This window comes from Ponticoccus sp. (in: a-proteobacteria) (genome assembly GCF_048381735.1).
On the sequence record NZ_JBLXGL010000003.1, the window covers coordinates 75,169 to 92,448 of the forward strand.

Annotated in this window: 15 protein-coding genes; 10 read left to right on the forward strand and 5 right to left on the reverse strand. The window is 68.4% G+C overall.

Annotation, left to right across the window (positions count from 1 at the left end; translation table 11 throughout):
• Positions 1-28 precede the first annotated feature (28 nt).
• Both ald and ACN5KJ_RS07435 read left to right on the forward strand, forming a co-directional pair.
• On the forward strand, positions 29-1,147 hold the full coding sequence (ald, locus tag ACN5KJ_RS07430) for an alanine dehydrogenase (protein WP_418593023.1): 1,119 nt from the start codon (positions 29-31) through the stop codon (positions 1,145-1,147).
• 162 nt (positions 1,148-1,309) lie between these two features.
• A complete protein-coding gene (locus tag ACN5KJ_RS07435) occupies positions 1,310-1,759 on the forward strand; it encodes a YtoQ family protein (RefSeq protein WP_206564676.1) in 450 nt (149 codons plus the stop codon).
• Between the two features lie 52 nt (positions 1,760-1,811).
• On the opposite strand, the gene ACN5KJ_RS07440 is transcribed toward ACN5KJ_RS07435, so the two are convergent.
• Positions 1,812-2,513 carry a glutathione S-transferase family protein gene (locus tag ACN5KJ_RS07440; protein WP_418593025.1) on the reverse strand — a complete coding sequence of 234 codons (702 nt, stop codon included), beginning with the start codon at positions 2,511-2,513 and terminating at the stop codon, positions 1,812-1,814.
• 152 nt (positions 2,514-2,665) lie between these two features.
• On the opposite strand from ACN5KJ_RS07440, the gene mscL reads away from it, so the two are divergent.
• On the forward strand, positions 2,666-3,088 hold the full coding sequence (mscL, locus tag ACN5KJ_RS07445; protein WP_347165580.1) for a large conductance mechanosensitive channel protein MscL: 423 nt from the start codon (positions 2,666-2,668) through the stop codon (positions 3,086-3,088).
• 267 nt (positions 3,089-3,355) lie between these two features.
• Complete coding sequence (locus ACN5KJ_RS07450; protein ID WP_347165581.1) at positions 3,356-4,243, forward strand: cation diffusion facilitator family transporter; 888 nt, start codon at positions 3,356-3,358, stop codon at positions 4,241-4,243.
• A 466-nt stretch (positions 4,244-4,709) separates the two neighbouring features.
• Here ACN5KJ_RS07450 and ACN5KJ_RS07455 read toward each other — a convergent pair whose 3' ends face one another.
• Complete coding sequence (locus tag ACN5KJ_RS07455; protein ID WP_418593027.1) at positions 4,710-7,214, reverse strand: GcvT family protein; 2,505 nt, start codon at positions 7,212-7,214, stop codon at positions 4,710-4,712.
• A 421-nt stretch (positions 7,215-7,635) separates the two neighbouring features.
• On the opposite strand from ACN5KJ_RS07455, the gene ACN5KJ_RS07460 reads away from it, so the two are divergent.
• The 6 genes from ACN5KJ_RS07460 to ACN5KJ_RS07485 all read left to right on the forward strand — a co-directional run bounded on the left by ACN5KJ_RS07460 (position 7,636) and on the right by ACN5KJ_RS07485 (position 14,488).
• Positions 7,636-8,682 carry a rod shape-determining protein gene (locus ACN5KJ_RS07460; protein WP_418593029.1) on the forward strand — a complete coding sequence of 349 codons (1,047 nt, stop codon included), beginning with the start codon at positions 7,636-7,638 and terminating at the stop codon, positions 8,680-8,682.
• Positions 8,683-8,953: 271 nt separating this feature from the next.
• On the forward strand, positions 8,954-9,871 hold the full coding sequence (mreC, locus tag ACN5KJ_RS07465) for a rod shape-determining protein MreC (RefSeq protein ID WP_418593030.1): 918 nt from the start codon (positions 8,954-8,956) through the stop codon (positions 9,869-9,871).
• A 4-nt stretch (positions 9,872-9,875) separates the two neighbouring features.
• A complete protein-coding gene (locus ACN5KJ_RS07470; protein WP_418593031.1) occupies positions 9,876-10,415 on the forward strand; it encodes a rod shape-determining protein MreD in 540 nt (179 codons plus the stop codon).
• A complete protein-coding gene (mrdA, locus tag ACN5KJ_RS07475; RefSeq protein WP_206564682.1) occupies positions 10,412-12,355 on the forward strand; it encodes a penicillin-binding protein 2 in 1,944 nt (647 codons plus the stop codon). Before ACN5KJ_RS07470 ends, mrdA begins: the two co-directional genes overlap by 4 nt.
• Positions 12,352-13,491, forward strand: a complete 1,140-nt coding sequence (gene rodA / locus ACN5KJ_RS07480) for a rod shape-determining protein RodA (protein WP_347165584.1) — start codon at positions 12,352-12,354, stop codon at positions 13,489-13,491. The genes mrdA and rodA overlap by 4 nt, the downstream gene beginning before the upstream one ends.
• Positions 13,492-13,552: 61 nt before the next feature.
• On the forward strand, positions 13,553-14,488 hold the full coding sequence (locus ACN5KJ_RS07485; protein WP_418593033.1) for a 2-hydroxyacid dehydrogenase: 936 nt from the start codon (positions 13,553-13,555) through the stop codon (positions 14,486-14,488).
• A gap of 230 nt (positions 14,489-14,718) precedes the next feature.
• Here the strand turns inward: ACN5KJ_RS07485 and ACN5KJ_RS07490 are convergent, their stop codons facing one another.
• From ACN5KJ_RS07490 to ACN5KJ_RS07500, 3 genes are read right to left on the reverse strand one after another with little or no spacing between them, the layout of a single operon-like run.
• Entirely contained in the window at positions 14,719-14,985 is a 267-nt protein-coding gene (locus ACN5KJ_RS07490; RefSeq protein ID WP_418593035.1) for a hypothetical protein, read from the reverse strand.
• Complete coding sequence (locus ACN5KJ_RS07495) at positions 14,982-15,419, reverse strand: MaoC family dehydratase (RefSeq protein WP_418593036.1); 438 nt, start codon at positions 15,417-15,419, stop codon at positions 14,982-14,984. The genes ACN5KJ_RS07490 and ACN5KJ_RS07495 overlap by 4 nt, the downstream gene beginning before the upstream one ends.
• On the reverse strand, positions 15,409-17,031 hold the full coding sequence (locus ACN5KJ_RS07500; protein ID WP_418593037.1) for a long-chain-fatty-acid--CoA ligase: 1,623 nt from the start codon (positions 17,029-17,031) through the stop codon (positions 15,409-15,411). The genes ACN5KJ_RS07495 and ACN5KJ_RS07500 overlap by 11 nt, the downstream gene beginning before the upstream one ends.
• Between the last annotated feature and the right edge of the window lie 249 nt (positions 17,032-17,280).

Below are 17,280 nucleotides of genomic sequence, written 5' to 3' on the forward strand. Positions count from 1 at the left end.
ACGCCCCATCAACAGGAAGGACATTTACATGATCATCGGATGCCCGAAGGAAATCAAACCGCAGGAATTTCGCGTCGGACTTACGCCCAACACCGCGCGCGAGGCTGTCTCTCATGGCCACAAGGTCGTGGTCCAGACCGGTGCGGGGGCGGGGTCCGGCTTTCCCGATGCGGATTACATCGCCGCCGGTGCGCGCATCGCCGATACGGCGGAAGAGATCTTTGCCACCGCCGACATGATCGTCAAGGTCAAGGAACCGCAGGCCGCCGAGCGCAGGATGCTGCGCGAGGGTCAGCTGCTGTTCACCTATCTGCACCTTGCCCCCGATCCCGAGCAGACCAAGGACCTGCTGGCCTCTGGCTGTACCGCCATCGCCTACGAGACGGTGACCGACGCGCGCGGCGGCCTGCCGCTGCTGGCGCCGATGTCCGAGGTCGCGGGCCGTCTGGCGCCGCAGGTCGGCGCATGGTCGCTGCAGAAGGCCAATGGCGGGCGCGGCGTGCTGATGGGCGGCGTGCCGGGCGTGGGCCCGGCCACCGTCGCGGTGATCGGCGGCGGCGTTGTCGGCACCCATGCGGCCCGCATCGCGGCGGGCATGGGCGCGGATGTCACCGTGCTGGACCGTTCGCTGCCGCGGATGCGCTACCTGGACGACCTTTACGGCGGCACCTTCAAGACCCGCTACGCCAGCGCCGGGAACACCGCCGAGCTGGTGGAACAGGCCGATATGGTGATCGGCGCGGTGCTGATCCCCGGCGCCGCCGCGCCCAAGCTGGTGTCGCGCGCGCAGCTCTCGGACATGCGCCCCGGCGCGGTGATCGTCGACGTCGCCATCGACCAGGGCGGCTGCTTCGAGACCTCGCGGGCCACCACCCATCAGGACCCGATCTACGAGGTCGACGGCATCGTGCATTACTGCGTCGCCAACATGCCCGGCGCCGTGGCGCGCACCTCGACCATCGCGCTGACCAACGCGACGATGCCCTTCCTGCTGGACCTCGCCGACAAGGGCTGGCGGCAGGCCTGCGCGGACGATCCGCACCTGCTGGAGGGCCTGAACGTCCACGCCGGCAAGCTGACCTATTACGCCGTGGGCAAGGCGCTTGGGATCGACGTCATGTCGCCGCAGCTTGTCCTGAAGGGCTGAGACCGCCCCCCGCGCGGGGTGCCGGGCGGGGGTGACAGGCCAGAACCCGACGGCCTTCCCGGAAGACCCCCGGGGGGGGGGCGCCGGGTTTTCCCGAGGGGCTTGGCCCCGCGTGCAATCAGGCTAGGGTGCCGACCGTCTGAGAAGAGGAAGGGAATCGCCATGGGACTGACAGTCTACCTGTCCGGAGAGATCCACACCGACTGGCGCGAGCGCGTCATCGAGGGCGCCGAGGGGCTGGATGTGACATTCACCGCGCCGGTCACCGACCACGCGGCCAGCGACGATTGCGGCGTGACGATCCTTGGCGCCGAGCCGGACAAGTTCTGGCACGACCGCAAGGGCGCGCTGGTGAACGCCATCCGCACCCGCAAGGGGCTGGAGGACGCCGATGTGGTCGTGGTGCGCTTCGGCACGCAGTACAAGCAGTGGAACGCAGCCTTCGACGCGGGCTTTGCCGCCGCGCTGGGGAAGTCGCTGATCGTCCTGCAACCGCCGGAACACGACCACGCCCTGAAAGAGGTCAACGCCGCCGCCATGGCGGTTGCGCGCGAACCCGAAGAGGTGGTGCAGATCCTGCGCTACGTCCTGACGGGCACGCTGCCGGGCTGAGCCCTGCGGGCCGGGTGCGAAGGGGCAAGCACGCCCGCCCCTTCGCGCCGGTTCAAGAGCCTTCTGCCGGGATCTTCATGCCACGCTGCACGGCGGGCCGCGCCATAAAGCGGTCCACATAGGCCACAGCGCGCGGGTGATCACCCCAGCCCACCGCCTCTTTCACGCCGTAGAAATCCAGCGCGTTCAGCCAGGGCGCCAGCGCCATATCGGCAATGGAGTAATCCCCGGCGATCCAGTCGCGCCCCTCCAGCCGCGTCTCGATCACGTTCAGCAGGCGCCTGGCCTCGGTGACATAGCGCTCTCGCGGGCGCGGGTCCTCGATGTCCTTCCCGGCGAACTTGCTGAAGTAGCCAAGCTGCCCGAACATCGGCCCGACGCCACCCATCTGGAACATCAGCCATTGCGTGACCTGGTGACGCGCCGCCGCCGTCGCGCCGCCGAACTGCCCGGTCTTCTCGGCGAGATACAGCAGGATGGCGCCGGATTCGAACAGTGCAAGCGGCGCGCCATCCGGCCCGTCCGGGTCGATGATCGCCGGGATCTTGTTGTTCGGGTTGAGGCTCAGGAACTCGGGGCTTCGGACGTCCGCGTCCGACAGCCCGACGCGGTGCGGCTCGTAGGGCAGGCCCGTCTCTTCGAGCATGATGGCGATCTTCACGCCATTGGGCGTGGGGAAGGAATAGAGCTGCAACCGGTCGGGATGCTGCGCGGGCCAGCGGGCGTTGATGGGATGCGAGGTAACGTCTAGCATGATGGGGGTCCTTTCGGGAGGCATTCGACGGGAAATCTAGGCCCCCTGTCCGGTTTTTGCACTTGCCGGATTGTGCGAAGGCGCAGGCCACGTGTTAATGAAACCGTGCGCGGCGTCAAAAGGACGGCGCAGGGGACTTTGGGAAAACCGACATGATACAGGAATTCAAGGACTTCATCGCCAAGGGCAATGTCATGGACATGGCCGTCGGCATCATCATCGGCGCGGCCTTTACCGCGATCGTGACGTCTTTGGTCGGGGATATCATCAACCCGATCATCGCGCTGTTCACCGGCGGGATCGACTTCTCGGGCTGGTTCTACCCGCTCGACGGCAACGAATACGCCTCGCTCGAAGCGGCGTCCGAGGCCGGGGCGCCGGTCTTTGCCGTCGGCAGCTTCATCATGGCGGTGATCAACTTCTTCATCATCGCCTTTGTCGTCTTCATGCTGGTGAAGATGGTGAACCGTGTGAAGGCCGCGGCGGAAAAACCCGACGAGGTCGCACCCGAGGTCAAGACCGGCCCGTCGGAGCTGGATGTGCTGCTGGAAATCCGCGACGCGCTGAAACGCTGAGCTTCGGGCATCTTGCACGACCCCAAGGCCCCGCCCCTTCGGCGGGGCTTTTTTGGGAACGGGCTGGCCTGCTCCGGCTCACGCAAAACCCCGGCGCGTGCCGTCCCGGGCCTGCCCCGCACCGGCCCTGGCTGCAAGGCCGCCAAGTCCGGCAGGCGAAGCCCAGCCCGCATGGCGGCAATGCGCGGTATCGGCGCCCTGCGCGGGTTGCGGGCCTGTGTCCGGGGCGCTATCACCCGCGCACGTCAACGCCTGCCGGGGGATCGAATGCCCAAAGCCCTGAAACTGGCCACCGGAAGCCTTGCCGTGGGCCTTCTTGTCCTCCTGATCAAAACGCTGGCCTGGTGGCTGACCGGCTCTGTCGCGCTGCTGTCGGACGCGCTGGAAAGCATCGTCAACGTGGCGACCGCCGTGGCCGCGCTGGTCGCACTGCGCATCGCCGCGGCGCCCGCCGATGCCGACCACCCCTTCGGCCACCACAAGGCGGAGTATTTCAGCGCCGTCATGGAAGGCGTGCTGATCGTCATCGCCGCCATCCTGATCCTGCGCGAGGCCTGGGGCGCATGGCAGGCGCCGCAACCGATGACGGAACCGGGGCTGGGACTGGCGCTGGTGGCGGTGGCAAGCGTGATCAACGGCGCATGGGCCTTCGTGCTGGTCCGGCGCGGGCGGGCGCTGCGCTCTCCGGCGCTGGTCGCGGATGGCCAGCATCTCTGGGCGGACGTGGTCACCTCTGCCGGGGTCTCGGTGGGGCTTCTGGGGGCGCTGGTCACCGGCTGGCACTGGCTGGACCCGCTGATGGCGGCGGCGGTCGCGGTGCATATCCTCTGGTCGGGCTGGCAAGTGGTGCGCGGGTCGGTCGGCGGGCTGATGGACGAAAGCGTGCCTGATACGGACCTGGAACAGATGCGCACGGTGATCTCGGAGCATGCCGAGGGCGCGGTCGAGGCCCACGACCTGCGGGCAAGGCACGCCGGCCAGGCGACCTTCGTGGAGTTCCACCTGGTGGTGCCGGGCGAGATGTCGGTCGACAGCGCCCATGACATCTGCGACCGGGTCGAGGCGGCGCTGAAGGCGGCCTTCGAGGGCTGCCGGATCACCATCCACGTCGAGCCCGAGCACAAGGCAAAGCACAGCGGCATCGTGGTGCTCTGAAGCGCCCGCCATGCCCCGCAGCCTGCCGCCGAATGGCTGGCGCGATGCGGGACGTCGATGTTCCGGGACGCCGCAGGCCTGTCAGGGTGCGATGTCACGGGTTGGTGACGCGACATTGCAGGAGCCTGCGCAGCGCCGTTTCGCCAGGGTGACGACCGGGCGCCACTGGCGAGGATGGAGGGGGCGCTGCCCCCGCTGCGCTCCCCCGAGGGTATTTGGACCAAGAAGAAACAAAGGGGTGGCAGCAGGTCGGGGCCGCGCGACGGGCGGCGGCGGCCGAAGACCCTTGCCGGCATATGGGCTGCGCCGGGGGGCTCCGGGGCCGTGGGTTCGGCGCGGGTGAGAGGGCCCGTGCCGGACAGGTGGCTGTGTCCGGTGTCATCGATGATCTGCGCGGGCCGGGGCACCGGCCCTGAGCATCCGGGCAGAGCGCGGGGCGGCCCCGCGCGGGACCGCCCCGGTTCGTTCAGCCGTCCTTGCGGATGGTTTCGTTCTTCGGATCGTAGGGGCTGTCCTCGGTGATCTCGGCATCCCAGAGCGCGTCGAGGATCTTCACCTTCAGCCTGGTGCCGACGACGGCCTGCTCGGGCTTGACGTAGCCCATGCCGATGGACTTGCCGAAGGCCACCGAGTAGCCGCCCGAAGTCAGGCGACCGACGCGCTCGCCCTCGGGGGTATACAGCACCTCGCGGCCCCAGGGATCGGCGTCCTCCGGGCCGTCGATCAGCAGGGTGACGCATTTGGAGCGGATGCCCATGGCCTCCATCGCCTCTTTGCCGTGGAAATCCTTGGACAGGTCGACGAAGCGCGGCAGATCGGCCTCCAGCGGGGTGGCGTCGCGGCCAAGCTCGTTGCCGAAGGCGCGGTAGCTCTTTTCCTGCCGCAGCCAGTTCTGCGCGCGGGCACCGACCGGCCTGATGCCGTGCTTCTCGCCCGCCGACATGAGCTGATCCCAGAGGTAGGCGCCCATCTCGACAGGGAAGTGCAGTTCCCAGCCAAGCTCGCCGGTATAGGCCACGCGGATCGCATTGACCGGGCACATGCCCAGTTCGATCCGACGCGCCGAGAGCCAGGGGAAGCGCTTGTTCGACAGGGCGGTTTCCGGCTCCGCGTCGCGGATAAGCTCTGCCAGAACGGCGCGCGACTTCGGCCCGGCGATCGCGTAGACGCCCCACTGCGTGGTCACGTCCTGCACGATGACCAGCTTGCCGGTCTCGGCCATGAAGTCCTCGACCGCCTTTTGCAGGAAGTCGCTGTCATAGGCAGCCCAGGCGCCCGCCGAGACGAGGTAATAGTCGTTCTCGCCGTTGCGGACGATGGTGTATTCCGTGCGCGTCGTGCCCTTGGACGTCAGCGCGTAGGTCAGGTTGATGCGGCCCACCTTGGGCAGCCTGTTGCAGGTGAAGAGGTCGAGGAACTCGGTCGCGCCGGGGCCCTTCACCGTGTGCTTGGTGAAGGCGGTGGCGTCGATCAGGCCGACGCCCTCGCGGATCGCCCTGGCCTCTTCGACGGCATACGGCCACCAGCCGCCACGGCGGAAGGACCGCGCGTCGTGGTCGAAGTTCTCATCCGCATCCAGCGGGCCGTAGTAGTTCGGACGCTCCCAGCCGTTCACGCAGCCGAACTGCGCGCCAAGCGCCTTCTGCCGGTCGTAGGCGGGGGCGGTGCGCAGCGGGCGGGCCGCGGGGCGCTCTTCGTCCGGGTGGTGCAGGACATAGACGTGGTCGTAAGCCTCTTCGTTCTTCTTCACCGCCCATTCGGTCGTCTGCCAGGCGCCGAAGCGCTTGGGGTCCAGCGACGCCATGTCGATCTCGGCCTCGCCGTCCACCATCATCTGGGCAAGGTAGTAGCCCGCACCACCGGCGGCGGTGATCCCGAAGGAGAAGCCCTCGGCCAGCCACATGTTGCGCAGGCCCGGCGCCGGGCCGATCAGCGGGTTGCCGTCGGGCGTGTAGCAGATCGGGCCGTTGAAGTCGTCCTTGAGGCCGACCTCTTCGGACGAGGGGATGCGGTGGATGAAGGACATGTACTCCTCTTCGATCCGCTCCAGATCGAGCGGGAAGAGGTCGGCCCGGAAGCTGTCCGGCACGCCGTACTGGAAGCGCGCGGGGGCATTGCGCTCATAGGGCCCGAGGATCCAGCCGCCGCGCTCTTCTCGGACGTACCACTTGGCGTCGGCGTCGCGGATCACCGGGTGCTGTTCGTTGCTCTTGCGGTACTCGACCAGCGCCGGGTCGGGCTCGGTCACGATGAACTGGTGCTCGACCGGGATGGCCGGCGTGCGAATGCCCAGAAGCTTCGCGGTCTTCTGCGCATGGTTGCCGGTGGCGGTGACCACATGCTCTGCGGTGATGGTGATCTGTTCCTCGGAGGGCACGAGGTTGCCGCCCTTCTCGACCATCTTGGTGCAGGTCACCTGCCATTCCGAGCCGGTCCATTCGTAGCCGTCCACCTGCCACTTGCGCTCGATCGTGACGCCGCGCTGCCGGGCGCCCTTGGCCATGGCCATCGTCACGTCCGCCGGGTTGATGTAGCCGTCGGTCGGGTGGTAGAGCGCGCCCTTCAGATCCTCGGTGTTGATCAGCGGCCAGCGCTGCTTGATCTCGTCGGGGGTCATCCACTCGTAGGGCACGCCGCAGGTCTCTGCGGTTGTGGCATAGACGCGGTACTCGTCCATGCGCGCATCGGTCTGCGCCATGCGCAGGTTGCCCACCACGAAGAAGCCCGCGTCCAGCCCGGTCTCTTCCTCCAGCGTCTTGTAGAACTTGATCGAGTAGTCGTGGATGTGGGTCGTGGCATAGGACATGTTGAAATAGGGCAAGAGGCCCGCGGCGTGCCAGGTGCTGCCGCTTGTCAGCTCGTCACGCTCCAGCAGCATGACATCCTGCCACCCGGCCTTGGCGAGGTGGTAGGCGATAGAGGTGCCGACGGCGCCACCACCGACAACAAGGGCTTTGACATGGGTCTTCATCGGGCAGGACTCCGGCGCTTGCGTTTCAACTCTTCCCTTTTAGCGAATCCATGGCCGCGCGCAGAGCGCACCCGACGCCTGACCGCATGAAACCGACAGAGCCTGCGCCGCCCGGGGTTATCTGCGCCGCAGGGCTGTCCGGCCCGGCCATCGGCGGATCGGGGCCGCGCGGCACCGGCAGGCCCTGCAGCCTGGCCACCCGGTCCCCGGTTGCCAGGCCGCGCCGCCGCCGCGGCCCCGCGGAGGCCGGTAGCCTGCCCTCGCCCGCCCCCCGCGCCATCATCGCACGGGACCCGCCTCCGGCAAATCCTTGCTGATTTGCCATGTGCGGGGCCTTTCGCATCGCCGGACCCGGGCCTATAAGGACGACTGGCCCCGGCTGTCAGAGTCGCGGGCCCCTGAGGCAATGGGGCAGGACACTATGTTTGGACTGGACGGACTCATGGGCATGTTCTCTTCGGACATGGCCATCGACCTTGGCACGGCGAATACCCTCGTCTACGTGAAGGGCAAGGGTGTCGTCCTGTCGGAACCTTCCGTGGTGGCTTACCACATCAAGGACGGCCAGAAGAAGGTTCTGGCGGTCGGTGAGGATGCCAAGCTGATGCTGGGCCGGACCCCGGGCAGCATCGAGGCGATCCGCCCGATGCGCGAAGGCGTGATCGCGGATTTCGACACCGCCGAGGCGATGATCAAGGAATTCATCCGCAAGGTGCACCGTCGCTCGACCTTCTCGAAGCCCAAGATCATCGTCTGCGTGCCGCATGGCGCCACCCCGGTCGAAAAACGCGCCATCCGCCAGTCGGTGCTCTCGGCGGGCGCCCGCAAGGCCGGGCTGATCGCCGAGCCCATCGCGGCGGCCATCGGCGCGGGCATGCCGATCACCGATCCGACCGGCAATATGGTCGTGGATATCGGCGGCGGCACCACCGAGGTGGCGGTCCTGTCGCTGGGCGACATCGTCTATGCGCGCTCTGTGCGGGTCGGCGGCGACCGCATGGACGAGGCCATCGTCAACTACCTGCGCCGCCAGCAGAACCTCCTGGTGGGCGATTCCACCGCCGAGCGCATCAAGACCTCGATCGGCACCGCGCGCATGCCCGACGACGGACGCGGCAGCAGCATGCAGATCCGGGGCCGCGACCTGCTGAACGGCGTGCCCAAGGAAACCGAAATCAGCCAGGCGCAGGTCGCCGAGGCGCTCTCGGAACCGGTGCAGCAGATCTGCGAGGCGGTGATGACCGCGCTCGAAGCCACGCCGCCGGACCTTGCCGCCGACATCGTCGACCGGGGTGTCATGCTGACCGGCGGAGGCGCCCTTCTCGGCGACCTCGACCTCGCCCTGCGCGAACAGACCGGGCTTGCCGTCTCCATCGCCGACGAGTCGCTGAACTGCGTGGCTCTGGGCACCGGAAAGGCACTGGAATACGAAAAGCAGCTGCGCCACGCCATCGACTACGACAGCTGAGCGCCATCCGCGCGTCGACCAGCGGCGCGCCCTCTGCACCGGCGCCAGGGCGCGGCGCCGCTTCTCTTCTTCTGTCCGGAAATATCCCGGAGGGGTCCGGGGAGGCAGCGCCTCCCCGGCCGGGCGCCTGCGCAGCGCGCAGGCGAAACCCCGGAATGCGCAACTCTCCACCGATCCGGCCCAAGGCGCGCTTTGGCGCATTGCACCGGCCTGTAAACTGTACCAACTGCCCCGAACGCGGTAAAACGCGCGAATCCAGCACCGGAGCCCGATGGCCAGCGACCGCAGCAACCCGGACGATTTCACCGCCCCGCTGAAGCGTCTGCTTCTGGCGATCCTCGTGCTGTGTCTCGGCGGCATCTTCCTGGTCTGGCGCATCGACAGCCCGCGGGTCGAACGGTTCCGCGCCCATGTGATCGACGCCGTCGTGCCGCGCATGGACTGGGCCATGGCACCGGTCACCGGCACGGTGCGGCTGTTCCGCGACTTCCAGTCCTACCAGCGCCTGCACGAGCAGAACCAGGAGCTGCGCCGCGAGTTGCGCCAGATGACCGCCTGGAAAGAGGCCGCGCTGCAGCTGGAGCAGGAAAACGCCCGGCTGCGCGACCTCAACAACGTCCAGCTGGACCCGCGCCTGACCTATATCACCGCCGTTGTCCTGGCCGACTCCGGCTCGCCCTTCCGGCAGTCGGCGCTGATCAATGTCGGCTCGCGCGACGGCATCGTCGATGGCTGGGCAACGATGGACGGCATCGGTCTCGTCGGCCGGATTTCTGGCGTCGGCAACAACACCAGCCGGGTGATCCTGCTGACCGATGCCAGCAGCCGCATCCCGGCGGAAATCCAGCCCTCGGGGCAGCGTGCGCTGGTGGTCGGCGACAATACCGCCGCGCCCCCCATCGACTTTCTGGAAAACCCCGACCTCGTGCGCCCCGGCGACCGCATCGTCACCTCGGGCGACGGCGAGGTCTTCCCCCCCGGCCTGCTGATCGGACAGGTGGCGCAGGATCCGGGCGGGCGTCTGCGCGTGCGGCTGTCGGCGGATTACGAGCGGCTGGAATTCCTGCGCGTGCTGCGCGACCACGGCGCTCATCGCGTCTCCGGCCCCTCGTCGCTGATCCTGCCGGAGGTGCCCCCCGGCGCCCTGTCCGAGGCGGAAGAAAGCCCCGCCCCCCGCGGAGGCCGCTAGCGCCATGGCAGAGAACAGCCCCGCCCGGCTCTGGTCCATGCGCCTTGTCTATCTCGCGCTGGCGCTGCTGATCGCCTTTGTCCACCTGCTGCCGATGCAGACCCTGCCCGGCCGCCTCGCCGGGCCGGACCTGCTGACAACGCTGACCTTCGCATGGGCCCTGCGGCGCCCCGCCTACGTTCCCGCGCTGCTGATTGCGCTGGTGATGCTGCTGGCGGATTTCCTGTTCCAGCGGCCGCCGGGGCTTTGGGCGCTGCTGGTCCTGCTGGCGACCGAGTGGCTGAAGAACCGCGCCCGCACCGTGCGCGAGAACACCTTCGTGGCCGAATGGCTGACCGCCGCCGGGGCGCTCTTGTGCATCACCCTGATCTACCGGCTGACTCTCGGGATCTTGATCGTGGCGCCGGGAATGTTCTCCCTCGCGCTCATGCAGTATGGTATGACCGTTCTCGCCTATCCGCTGGTGGCCGCCGCCAGCTACGTCGTCTTCGGGGTGCGCCGCACGACCCCGGGCGAATTCGACCACACGGGACGCACGCTATGAGACGAAGCCCCCGCGAGACCGCCGAAAGCGCCCGCCGCATCAGCCGCCGCGCGCTGATCCTCGGCGGCAGCCAGATCGCCTTTGCCTCCGTGCTGGGCCTGCGGATGCGCCACATGCAGGTCGACCAGGCCGACGAGTTCCGCCTGCTGGCCGAGGAGAACCGCATCAACATGCGGCTGATCCCGCCCGCGCGGGGCCGGATCTTCGACCGCAACGGGCGGGTGATCGCCGAGAACGAACCGACCTACCGCATCACCATCGTGCGCGAGGACGCGGGCGACGTCGACGACGTCATCGACCGGCTGTCCAAGCTGGTGGCGCTGGACCCAGACGACGTGCAGGGCGCACGCGACGAGATGAAGCGCACGCCGCCCTTCATCCCCGTCACGATCGCCGACCGCGTGTCATGGGCCGACATCAGCCGCGTCGCGGTGAACGCCCCCGCCCTGCCCGGCGTGGTGACAGAGGTCGGCCTGTCGCGCTACTATCCGCAGCGCGAGCTTTACGCCCATGTCGCGGGCTACGTCGGTCCGGTCTCCGAACGCGACCTCAAGCGCTACGAGGATCCGCCGCCGGTGCTGCGCATCCCGCGCTTCCAGATCGGCAAGGTCGGCGTCGAATCCAACCACGAGGAAATCCTGCGCGGCAGCGCCGGTGCCAAGCGGGTCGAGGTCAATGCCGTGGGCCGCGTCATGCGCGAGCTCGACCGCCGCGAAGGCGAGGCCGGCTCTGACCTGCAACTGACCGTGGACAACCGGCTTCAGGACTACGTGCAGGCGCGGCTGGGCACGGAAAGCGCCTCTGTCGTCGTGATGGACGTGGAAAAGGGCGACCTGCTGGCCATCGCCTCGGCGCCCTCCTACGATCCCAACAAGTTCGTGCGGGGCATCTCGACCGGCGACTACGGAGAGCTGCGCGACAACGACCACCGCCCCTTGGCCTCGAAGACCGTGCAGGACGCCTATCCGCCCGGGTCGACCTTCAAGATGGTCGTGGTGCTGGCGGCGCTGGAATCCGGCATGGTCTCGCCCGACGACACGGTCTGGTGCCCCGGCCACCTCGAAGTCGGCGGGCGCCGCTTCCACTGCTGGAAGCGCCGCGGCCACGGCTACGCCGACCTCGAAAAGTCGCTGCGCGAAAGCTGCGACGTCTACTACTACGAGATGGCGATGAAGATCGGCATCGAGCGCATCGCCGAGATGGCGCGGAAGCTGGGACTGGGGGTGTCGCATGATATCCCGATGTCCGCGGTCACCGCCGGGCTGATGCCCGACAAGGGCTGGAAGCTGCGCGAGCGCAACGCCGAATGGGTCATCGGCGATTCCGTGAACGCCTCTATCGGGCAGGGCTTCGTGCTGTCCTCGCCGCTGCAGCTGGCGGTGATGACCGCGCGCATCGCGACCGGGCGCGAGATCATGCCGCGCCTGCTGAAAAGCATCGACGGGGTCGAAACCCCGATCGTCGGCGGCGAAAGCCTTGGCCTGAACGAGAACAACCTGCGGCACGTCCGGCGCGGCATGTATGCCGTGTCCAACGACCGGCGCGGCACCGGCTACCGCTCGCGCGTCATCGCCGACGGCCTGCGCATGGCGGGAAAATCCGGCACCAGCCAGGTCCGCAATATCACCGCGGCAGAGCGCGCGCGGGGCGTGATCTCCAACGCCGACCTGCCCTGGAACCGGCGCGACCACGCGCTCTGGGTCAACTACGCCCCCTTCGACGCGCCGAAGGTCGCGGTGGCGGTCGTGGTGGAACACGGCGGCGGCGGGTCGACCGTGGCGGCCCCGATCGCGCGGGACGTCACGCTGCAGGCCCTCTACGGCGAGGACCCGCCGCTGGACGCCTATCCGACATCCGACCGCTCTCGCATCGAGGCGCAGCAGGACCGTATCTCGCGTGAGCGCGAGGAACGCGAGGCACAGCGGAGCAGCCGCGCGTGACCTACCTTGAATACAACGTCAAGACGGTCCCCTCGGGCTGGCGCAAGGTTCTGTACCTGAACTGGCCGCTGGTGATCCTGCTGTCGACGGTGGCGGCGGTGGGGTTCCTGATGCTCTATTCCGTCGCGGGCGGGTCCTGGAGCCCCTGGGCCGAACCGCAGATGAAACGCTATGCGCTGGGGCTGACCGCGATGTTCGTGGTCGCCATGGTGCCGATCTGGTTCTGGCGCGGCATGTCGCTGATCGTCTATGCCGTCGCGCTGGGTTTGCTGGTCATGGTCGAGTTCTTCGGCGCCGTGGGCATGGGCGCGCAGCGCTGGATCGACCTCGGCTTCATGCGGCTTCAGCCCTCGGAGCTGATGAAGCTGGCCATGGTGGTGCTGCTCGCGGCCTATTACGACTGGCTGCCGATAAACCGGACCTCGCGGCCCTTCTGGGTGCTGCTGCCGATCCTGATCATCATCACGCCCACCATGCTGGTGCTGACCCAGCCCGACCTCGGCACCGCGATCCTCCTGCTGACGGCAGGCGCCCTGATGATGTTCCTTGCCGGCGTGCACTGGCTGTATTTCGCCACGGTGGGCGCGGCGGCGGCGGGCGGCATCTGGGCGGTGTTCCAGAGCCGCGGCACCGACTGGCAGATGCTGAAGGACTACCAGTTCCGGCGCATCGACACCTTCCTCGATCCTTCCACCGATCCGCTGGGCGCGGGCTACCACATCACGCAGGCCAAGATCGCCATGGGGTCCGGCGGCTGGACCGGTCGGGGCTTCATGCAGGGCACCCAGTCGCGGCTGAACTTCCTGCCGGAAAAGCACACCGACTTCATCTTCAACACGCTGGCGGAAGAGTTCGGCTTTGTCGGCGGCGTGTCGCTTTTGCTGCTCTACGTGCTGATCCTGATCTTCTGCGTGATCGCCGCCATGCAGAACCGCGACCGCTTTTCCTCGCTGGTGATCCTTGGCGTCGGGCTGACCTTCTTCCTGTTCTTCGCGGTCAACATGTCGATGGTCATGGGGCTGGCGCCCGTCGTGGGGGTGCCCCTGCCGCTGGTCAGCTACGGCGGGTCGGCGATGCTGGTGCTGATGATCGGCTTTGGCCTCGTGCAAAGCGCGCATATCCACCGCCCGCGTTGAAGCGCGGGCGGGTTGGGGCTAGACCAACGCCCGACGAGTGCAGACGACCGGGACAGACGCCATGCCGACGAACATCCTCTTTGCCGCCACGACAGACCGCTGGGCGGACTACGAGACACCGCTGACCGCCGCGCTGGATGCCTCCGGCCTGGACTACCGGCTGGCGACCGACATGCCGCCCGAGACGGTGGATTACATCGTCTACGCGCCCAATTCCGCCGTGCAGGACTTTACCCCCTACACCCGGCTGAAGGCGGTGCTGAACCTCTGGGCCGGGGTCGAGAACGTCACCGGAAACGAGACGCTGACCGTGCCGCTGGCGCGCATGGTCGACGACGAGGGTCTGGGCCAGGGCATGGTGGAATGGGTGACGGGGCATGTGCTGCGCCATCACCTGGGGATGGACGCGCATATCGTGAACCCCGGGCGGACATGGGACGACACCGCCCCGCCGCTGTCGAAGGACCGGCCCGTGACGATCCTCGGACTGGGAACGCTAGGGCAGGCCTGCGCCTCGGCGCTGAGGGGTCTGGGGTTCCCGGTCACCGGCTGGAGCCGCTCTGCCAAGCAGGTGCCCGGGGTGCGCTGCCTGAACGGCGCAGAGGGGCTGGGCGCGGCGCTGGACGGCGCCCGGATCGTGGTGCTGCTGCTGCCCGACACCGCCGCGACAGAGAGCACGCTGGATGCCGGGGCGCTGGCGCGGCTGGCGCCGGGGGCCGTGGTGCTGAACCCGGGCCGCGGGCCGCTGATCGACGACGCGGCCCTGCTGGCGGCCCTGGACTCCGGTCAGGTCGGCCATGCCACGCTGGACGTCTTCCGGGTGGAGCCCCTGCCCGAGGATCACCCCTACTGGGCGCATCCGAAGGTCACCGTGACGCCGCATATCGCCTCGGCCACCCGGCCCGAGAGCGCGGCGCGGGTCATCGCCGAGAACATCCGGCGCGGCGAGGCCGGGGAGCCGCTGTTGCATCTGGTCGACCGCGCCGCCGGATACTGAGGGCGAAAGCGCCCCGGCCTGATCGTTGCCCGGGTGCCCCCGGTGCGGGGCGCGGCTGTCTGCCCGGACAGCGCCTGGTTTGTCGGCAAGCGGCGCAATCGGAAGCGGCGGAGGGGGCTCTGCCCCCGCGCTGCGCGCCCCCCGAGGGTATTTGGAAGACCAGAGAAGAGCGGGGCAGTGGCCGGGCGCCGTGCCCGGCGTGACAACGGGCTCAACCGGGACCGGGGCGCTCAGTCCGTCGCGCCGCCCTCCGCCACGCGGCCCGGGCGGCACCAGTAGCGGCGGTCGTTTTCCGGCTGCGCCTCGAGCAGCCCCGCCACGGTCAGGCAGGTTTCCGAGTTCGCCCCGGCGCCCTGACGGGTGTCGAAGGTCGCCACATGTTCCGCCGCCAGCCGGTCGACGGGGTCGGAGCGATAGAGCGTGTAGACCCCGACCTCTTGCGCCATGACGGGCGCGGCGAGGCCGGTCAGGGCCGCAAGGATCGCCACCGCCCTCATGACAGGAAGACCCGGGTGATCCAGCTGGCCACCAGCGCCGGTTTCTCCTGCCCCTCGACCTCGACCTCTACGTCCCAATGCACGCCCAGCCATCCCTCTCCCTCGTCCACATGGGCCACCGAGAAGCGTCCGCGCACCCGGCTGCCGACCCGCACCGGAGACACGAAGCGCACCCTGTCGAAGCCGTAGTTCACCGAGGCCTCCATCCCCGAGATCGCCGCCGTCACCTGGTAGGACATGGCCGAGAGCATCGAGAGCGTCAGGAAGCCATGCGCGATGGTCCCGCCGAAGCGGGTCTGCGCGGCGCGATCCTCGTCGAGGTGGATGAACTGGCGGTCCTCGGTCGCCTCGGCGAAGGCGCGGACGCGGGCGGCGTCCAGCGCGAACCAGTCGGTGGTGTGCGGGGCCATGCCCCGGATGTCGTCAGCCAGCATCGGGCAGCGTGTATCCTTCGAACTGTCGTCTCAGGGTCAGTTTCGAGACCTTGCCGGTGGCGGTCAATGGCAGGGCCTCGACGAATTCCATCGCGTCGGGCAATTGCCACTTCGCCATGTGTTCCAGCATCATATCGTGCATCTCGTCCAGCGTCGGGCGGGCGTCGCCCCTGGGCACCACCACCAGCAGCGGGCGTTCCTCCCACTTTGGATGGGGAATCGCAATGACCGCGCAATTGGCGACGGCGGGATGGCCCATGGCGATGTTCTCGAGGTCGATCGAGCTGATCCACTCGCCGCCGGACTTGATCAGATCCTTGCTGCGGTCCTGCACCGACAGGAAGCCCCTGGGGTCGATGGTGGCCACGTCGCCGGTGCCGAACCAGCCCTCGGCGTCGAAGGCGCTGCTGTCGTCATTGGCGAAATATCCCGAGATCACCGCATTGCCGCGCACGTACAACTCGCCCGTGGCCCTGCCGTCATGGGGCAGCGGCGCGCCGTCCTCGCCGACGATCTTCAGGTCGACCCCGAAGACGCGCCGCCCCTGTTTGGCCTTCAGGCCCAGGGCCGTATCGGAATCGACCCGCATCCCCTTCGACAGCTGCGCATGGGTGCCCACCGGGCTCATCTCTGTCATGCCCCAGGCGTGGCAGACATCGACCCCCTGCCCTTCGAAGAAGGCGATCATCGAGCGCGGCGCCGCCGATCCGCCGATCACCAGCTGGTCGAGCGTGGCGGGGGTGCGGCCGCGGGTCTCGATCTCGGCCCGGAGGCCCAGCCAGACCGTCGGCACGCCCCAGGAGGCGGTCACGACCTCGGACTCCATCAGGTCGTGCAGCGCGGCGCCGTCCAGCTTCGGCCCCGGCATGACCAGCGAGGCGCCCACCAGCGGCGCGGCATAGGGCAGGCCCCAGGCATTGACGTGGAACATCGGCACCACCGGCAGGATGCGTGCACCCTCGTGCAGCGACCGGGCGATGGTGATCGAGAGGAACAGCGCGTGCAGCACCGTCGAGCGATGCGAGTAGAGCGCGCCTTTCGGGTGGCCCGTGGTGCCCGAGGTGTAGCACAGGCTCGCGGCGGCGTTTTCGTCCATCCCGGGCCAGTCGAAGGTTTCCGGCTGGCCCGCCAGCAGGTCTTCGTAGCACAGCAGGTCCAGCGCCGAGTCGGGCATATGGGCGCGGTCGGTCATGACCACCAGCCGCAGCCCCTCGGGCAGTTGGGCGCCCAGGGCCTCGACCAGCGGCACGAAGGTCAGGTCGAGGAAAAGCAGCCGGTCCTCGGCATGGGTCAGGATATACAGCATCTGTTCCGCCGAGAGGCGCGGGTTGATGGTGTGGCAGACCGCCCCCATCCCCGAGATGCCGTAGTAGAGTTCGACATGCCGATAGCCGTTCCATGCCAGCGTCGCGACGCGGTCCCCGGCACCGATCCCCAGACCCGCCAGCCCATGCGCCAGTTGCGCCGCGCGGGCGTAGGCCTGCGCATAACTCTCGCGGTGGATGTCGCCTTCGCAGCGCACCGACACGATCCCGGCACCCTCGTGCGTTTCTGCCGCGTAGCGGAGGATCTCAATGATCCTCAGCGGCATGTGCATCATCTGTCCCTGCATCCGGCCCTCCCTTGCCCTCTGCCTTGTCCCCCCAGACTGACCGAGGCGCCCCGCAGGGCGCAACCGCAATCGAAGAAACCGGCCATGTGCCGTGCATCCACCCGCGCCGGTGCCCGAGGGGCGGCGGGGTCGAAACGGTCGGGCGGCCCGCATCCACCGAGGGCGCGGCGCGGCGCGCGGTCCGCGTCTGTCGCTGGCCCGCTACATAGGTGGTCGGATGGCGGCGCCAGTCGGTTCCGGAGCTGGTCA

What these genes read in the sequence shown, in the direction of transcription:
- ACN5KJ_RS07460 (WP_418593029.1), top strand. Translation starts at nt 7,636, where the DNA reads ATGTTTGGACTGGACGGACTCATGGGCATGTTCTCTTCGGACATGGCC.
- mreC (WP_418593030.1), top strand. Translation starts at nt 8,954, where the DNA reads ATGGCCAGCGACCGCAGCAACCCGGACGATTTCACCGCCCCGCTGAAG.
- ACN5KJ_RS07500 (WP_418593037.1), bottom strand. Translation starts at nt 17,031, where the DNA reads ATGCAGGGACAGATGATGCACATGCCGCTGAGGATCATTGAGATCCTC.
- ACN5KJ_RS07455 (WP_418593027.1), bottom strand. Translation starts at nt 7,214, where the DNA reads ATGAAGACCCATGTCAAAGCCCTTGTTGTCGGTGGTGGCGCCGTCGGC.
- ACN5KJ_RS07440 (WP_418593025.1), bottom strand. Translation starts at nt 2,513, where the DNA reads ATGCTAGACGTTACCTCGCATCCCATCAACGCCCGCTGGCCCGCGCAG.
- ald (WP_418593023.1), top strand. Translation starts at nt 29, where the DNA reads ATGATCATCGGATGCCCGAAGGAAATCAAACCGCAGGAATTTCGCGTC.
- ACN5KJ_RS07470 (WP_418593031.1), top strand. Translation starts at nt 9,876, where the DNA reads ATGGCAGAGAACAGCCCCGCCCGGCTCTGGTCCATGCGCCTTGTCTAT.
- mscL (WP_347165580.1), top strand. Translation starts at nt 2,666, where the DNA reads ATGATACAGGAATTCAAGGACTTCATCGCCAAGGGCAATGTCATGGAC.
- ACN5KJ_RS07485 (WP_418593033.1), top strand. Translation starts at nt 13,553, where the DNA reads ATGCCGACGAACATCCTCTTTGCCGCCACGACAGACCGCTGGGCGGAC.
- mrdA (WP_206564682.1), top strand. Translation starts at nt 10,412, where the DNA reads ATGAGACGAAGCCCCCGCGAGACCGCCGAAAGCGCCCGCCGCATCAGC.
- ACN5KJ_RS07450 (WP_347165581.1), top strand. Translation starts at nt 3,356, where the DNA reads ATGCCCAAAGCCCTGAAACTGGCCACCGGAAGCCTTGCCGTGGGCCTT.
- ACN5KJ_RS07495 (WP_418593036.1), bottom strand. Translation starts at nt 15,419, where the DNA reads ATGCTGGCTGACGACATCCGGGGCATGGCCCCGCACACCACCGACTGG.
- ACN5KJ_RS07435 (WP_206564676.1), top strand. Translation starts at nt 1,310, where the DNA reads ATGGGACTGACAGTCTACCTGTCCGGAGAGATCCACACCGACTGGCGC.
- ACN5KJ_RS07490 (WP_418593035.1), bottom strand. Translation starts at nt 14,985, where the DNA reads ATGAGGGCGGTGGCGATCCTTGCGGCCCTGACCGGCCTCGCCGCGCCC.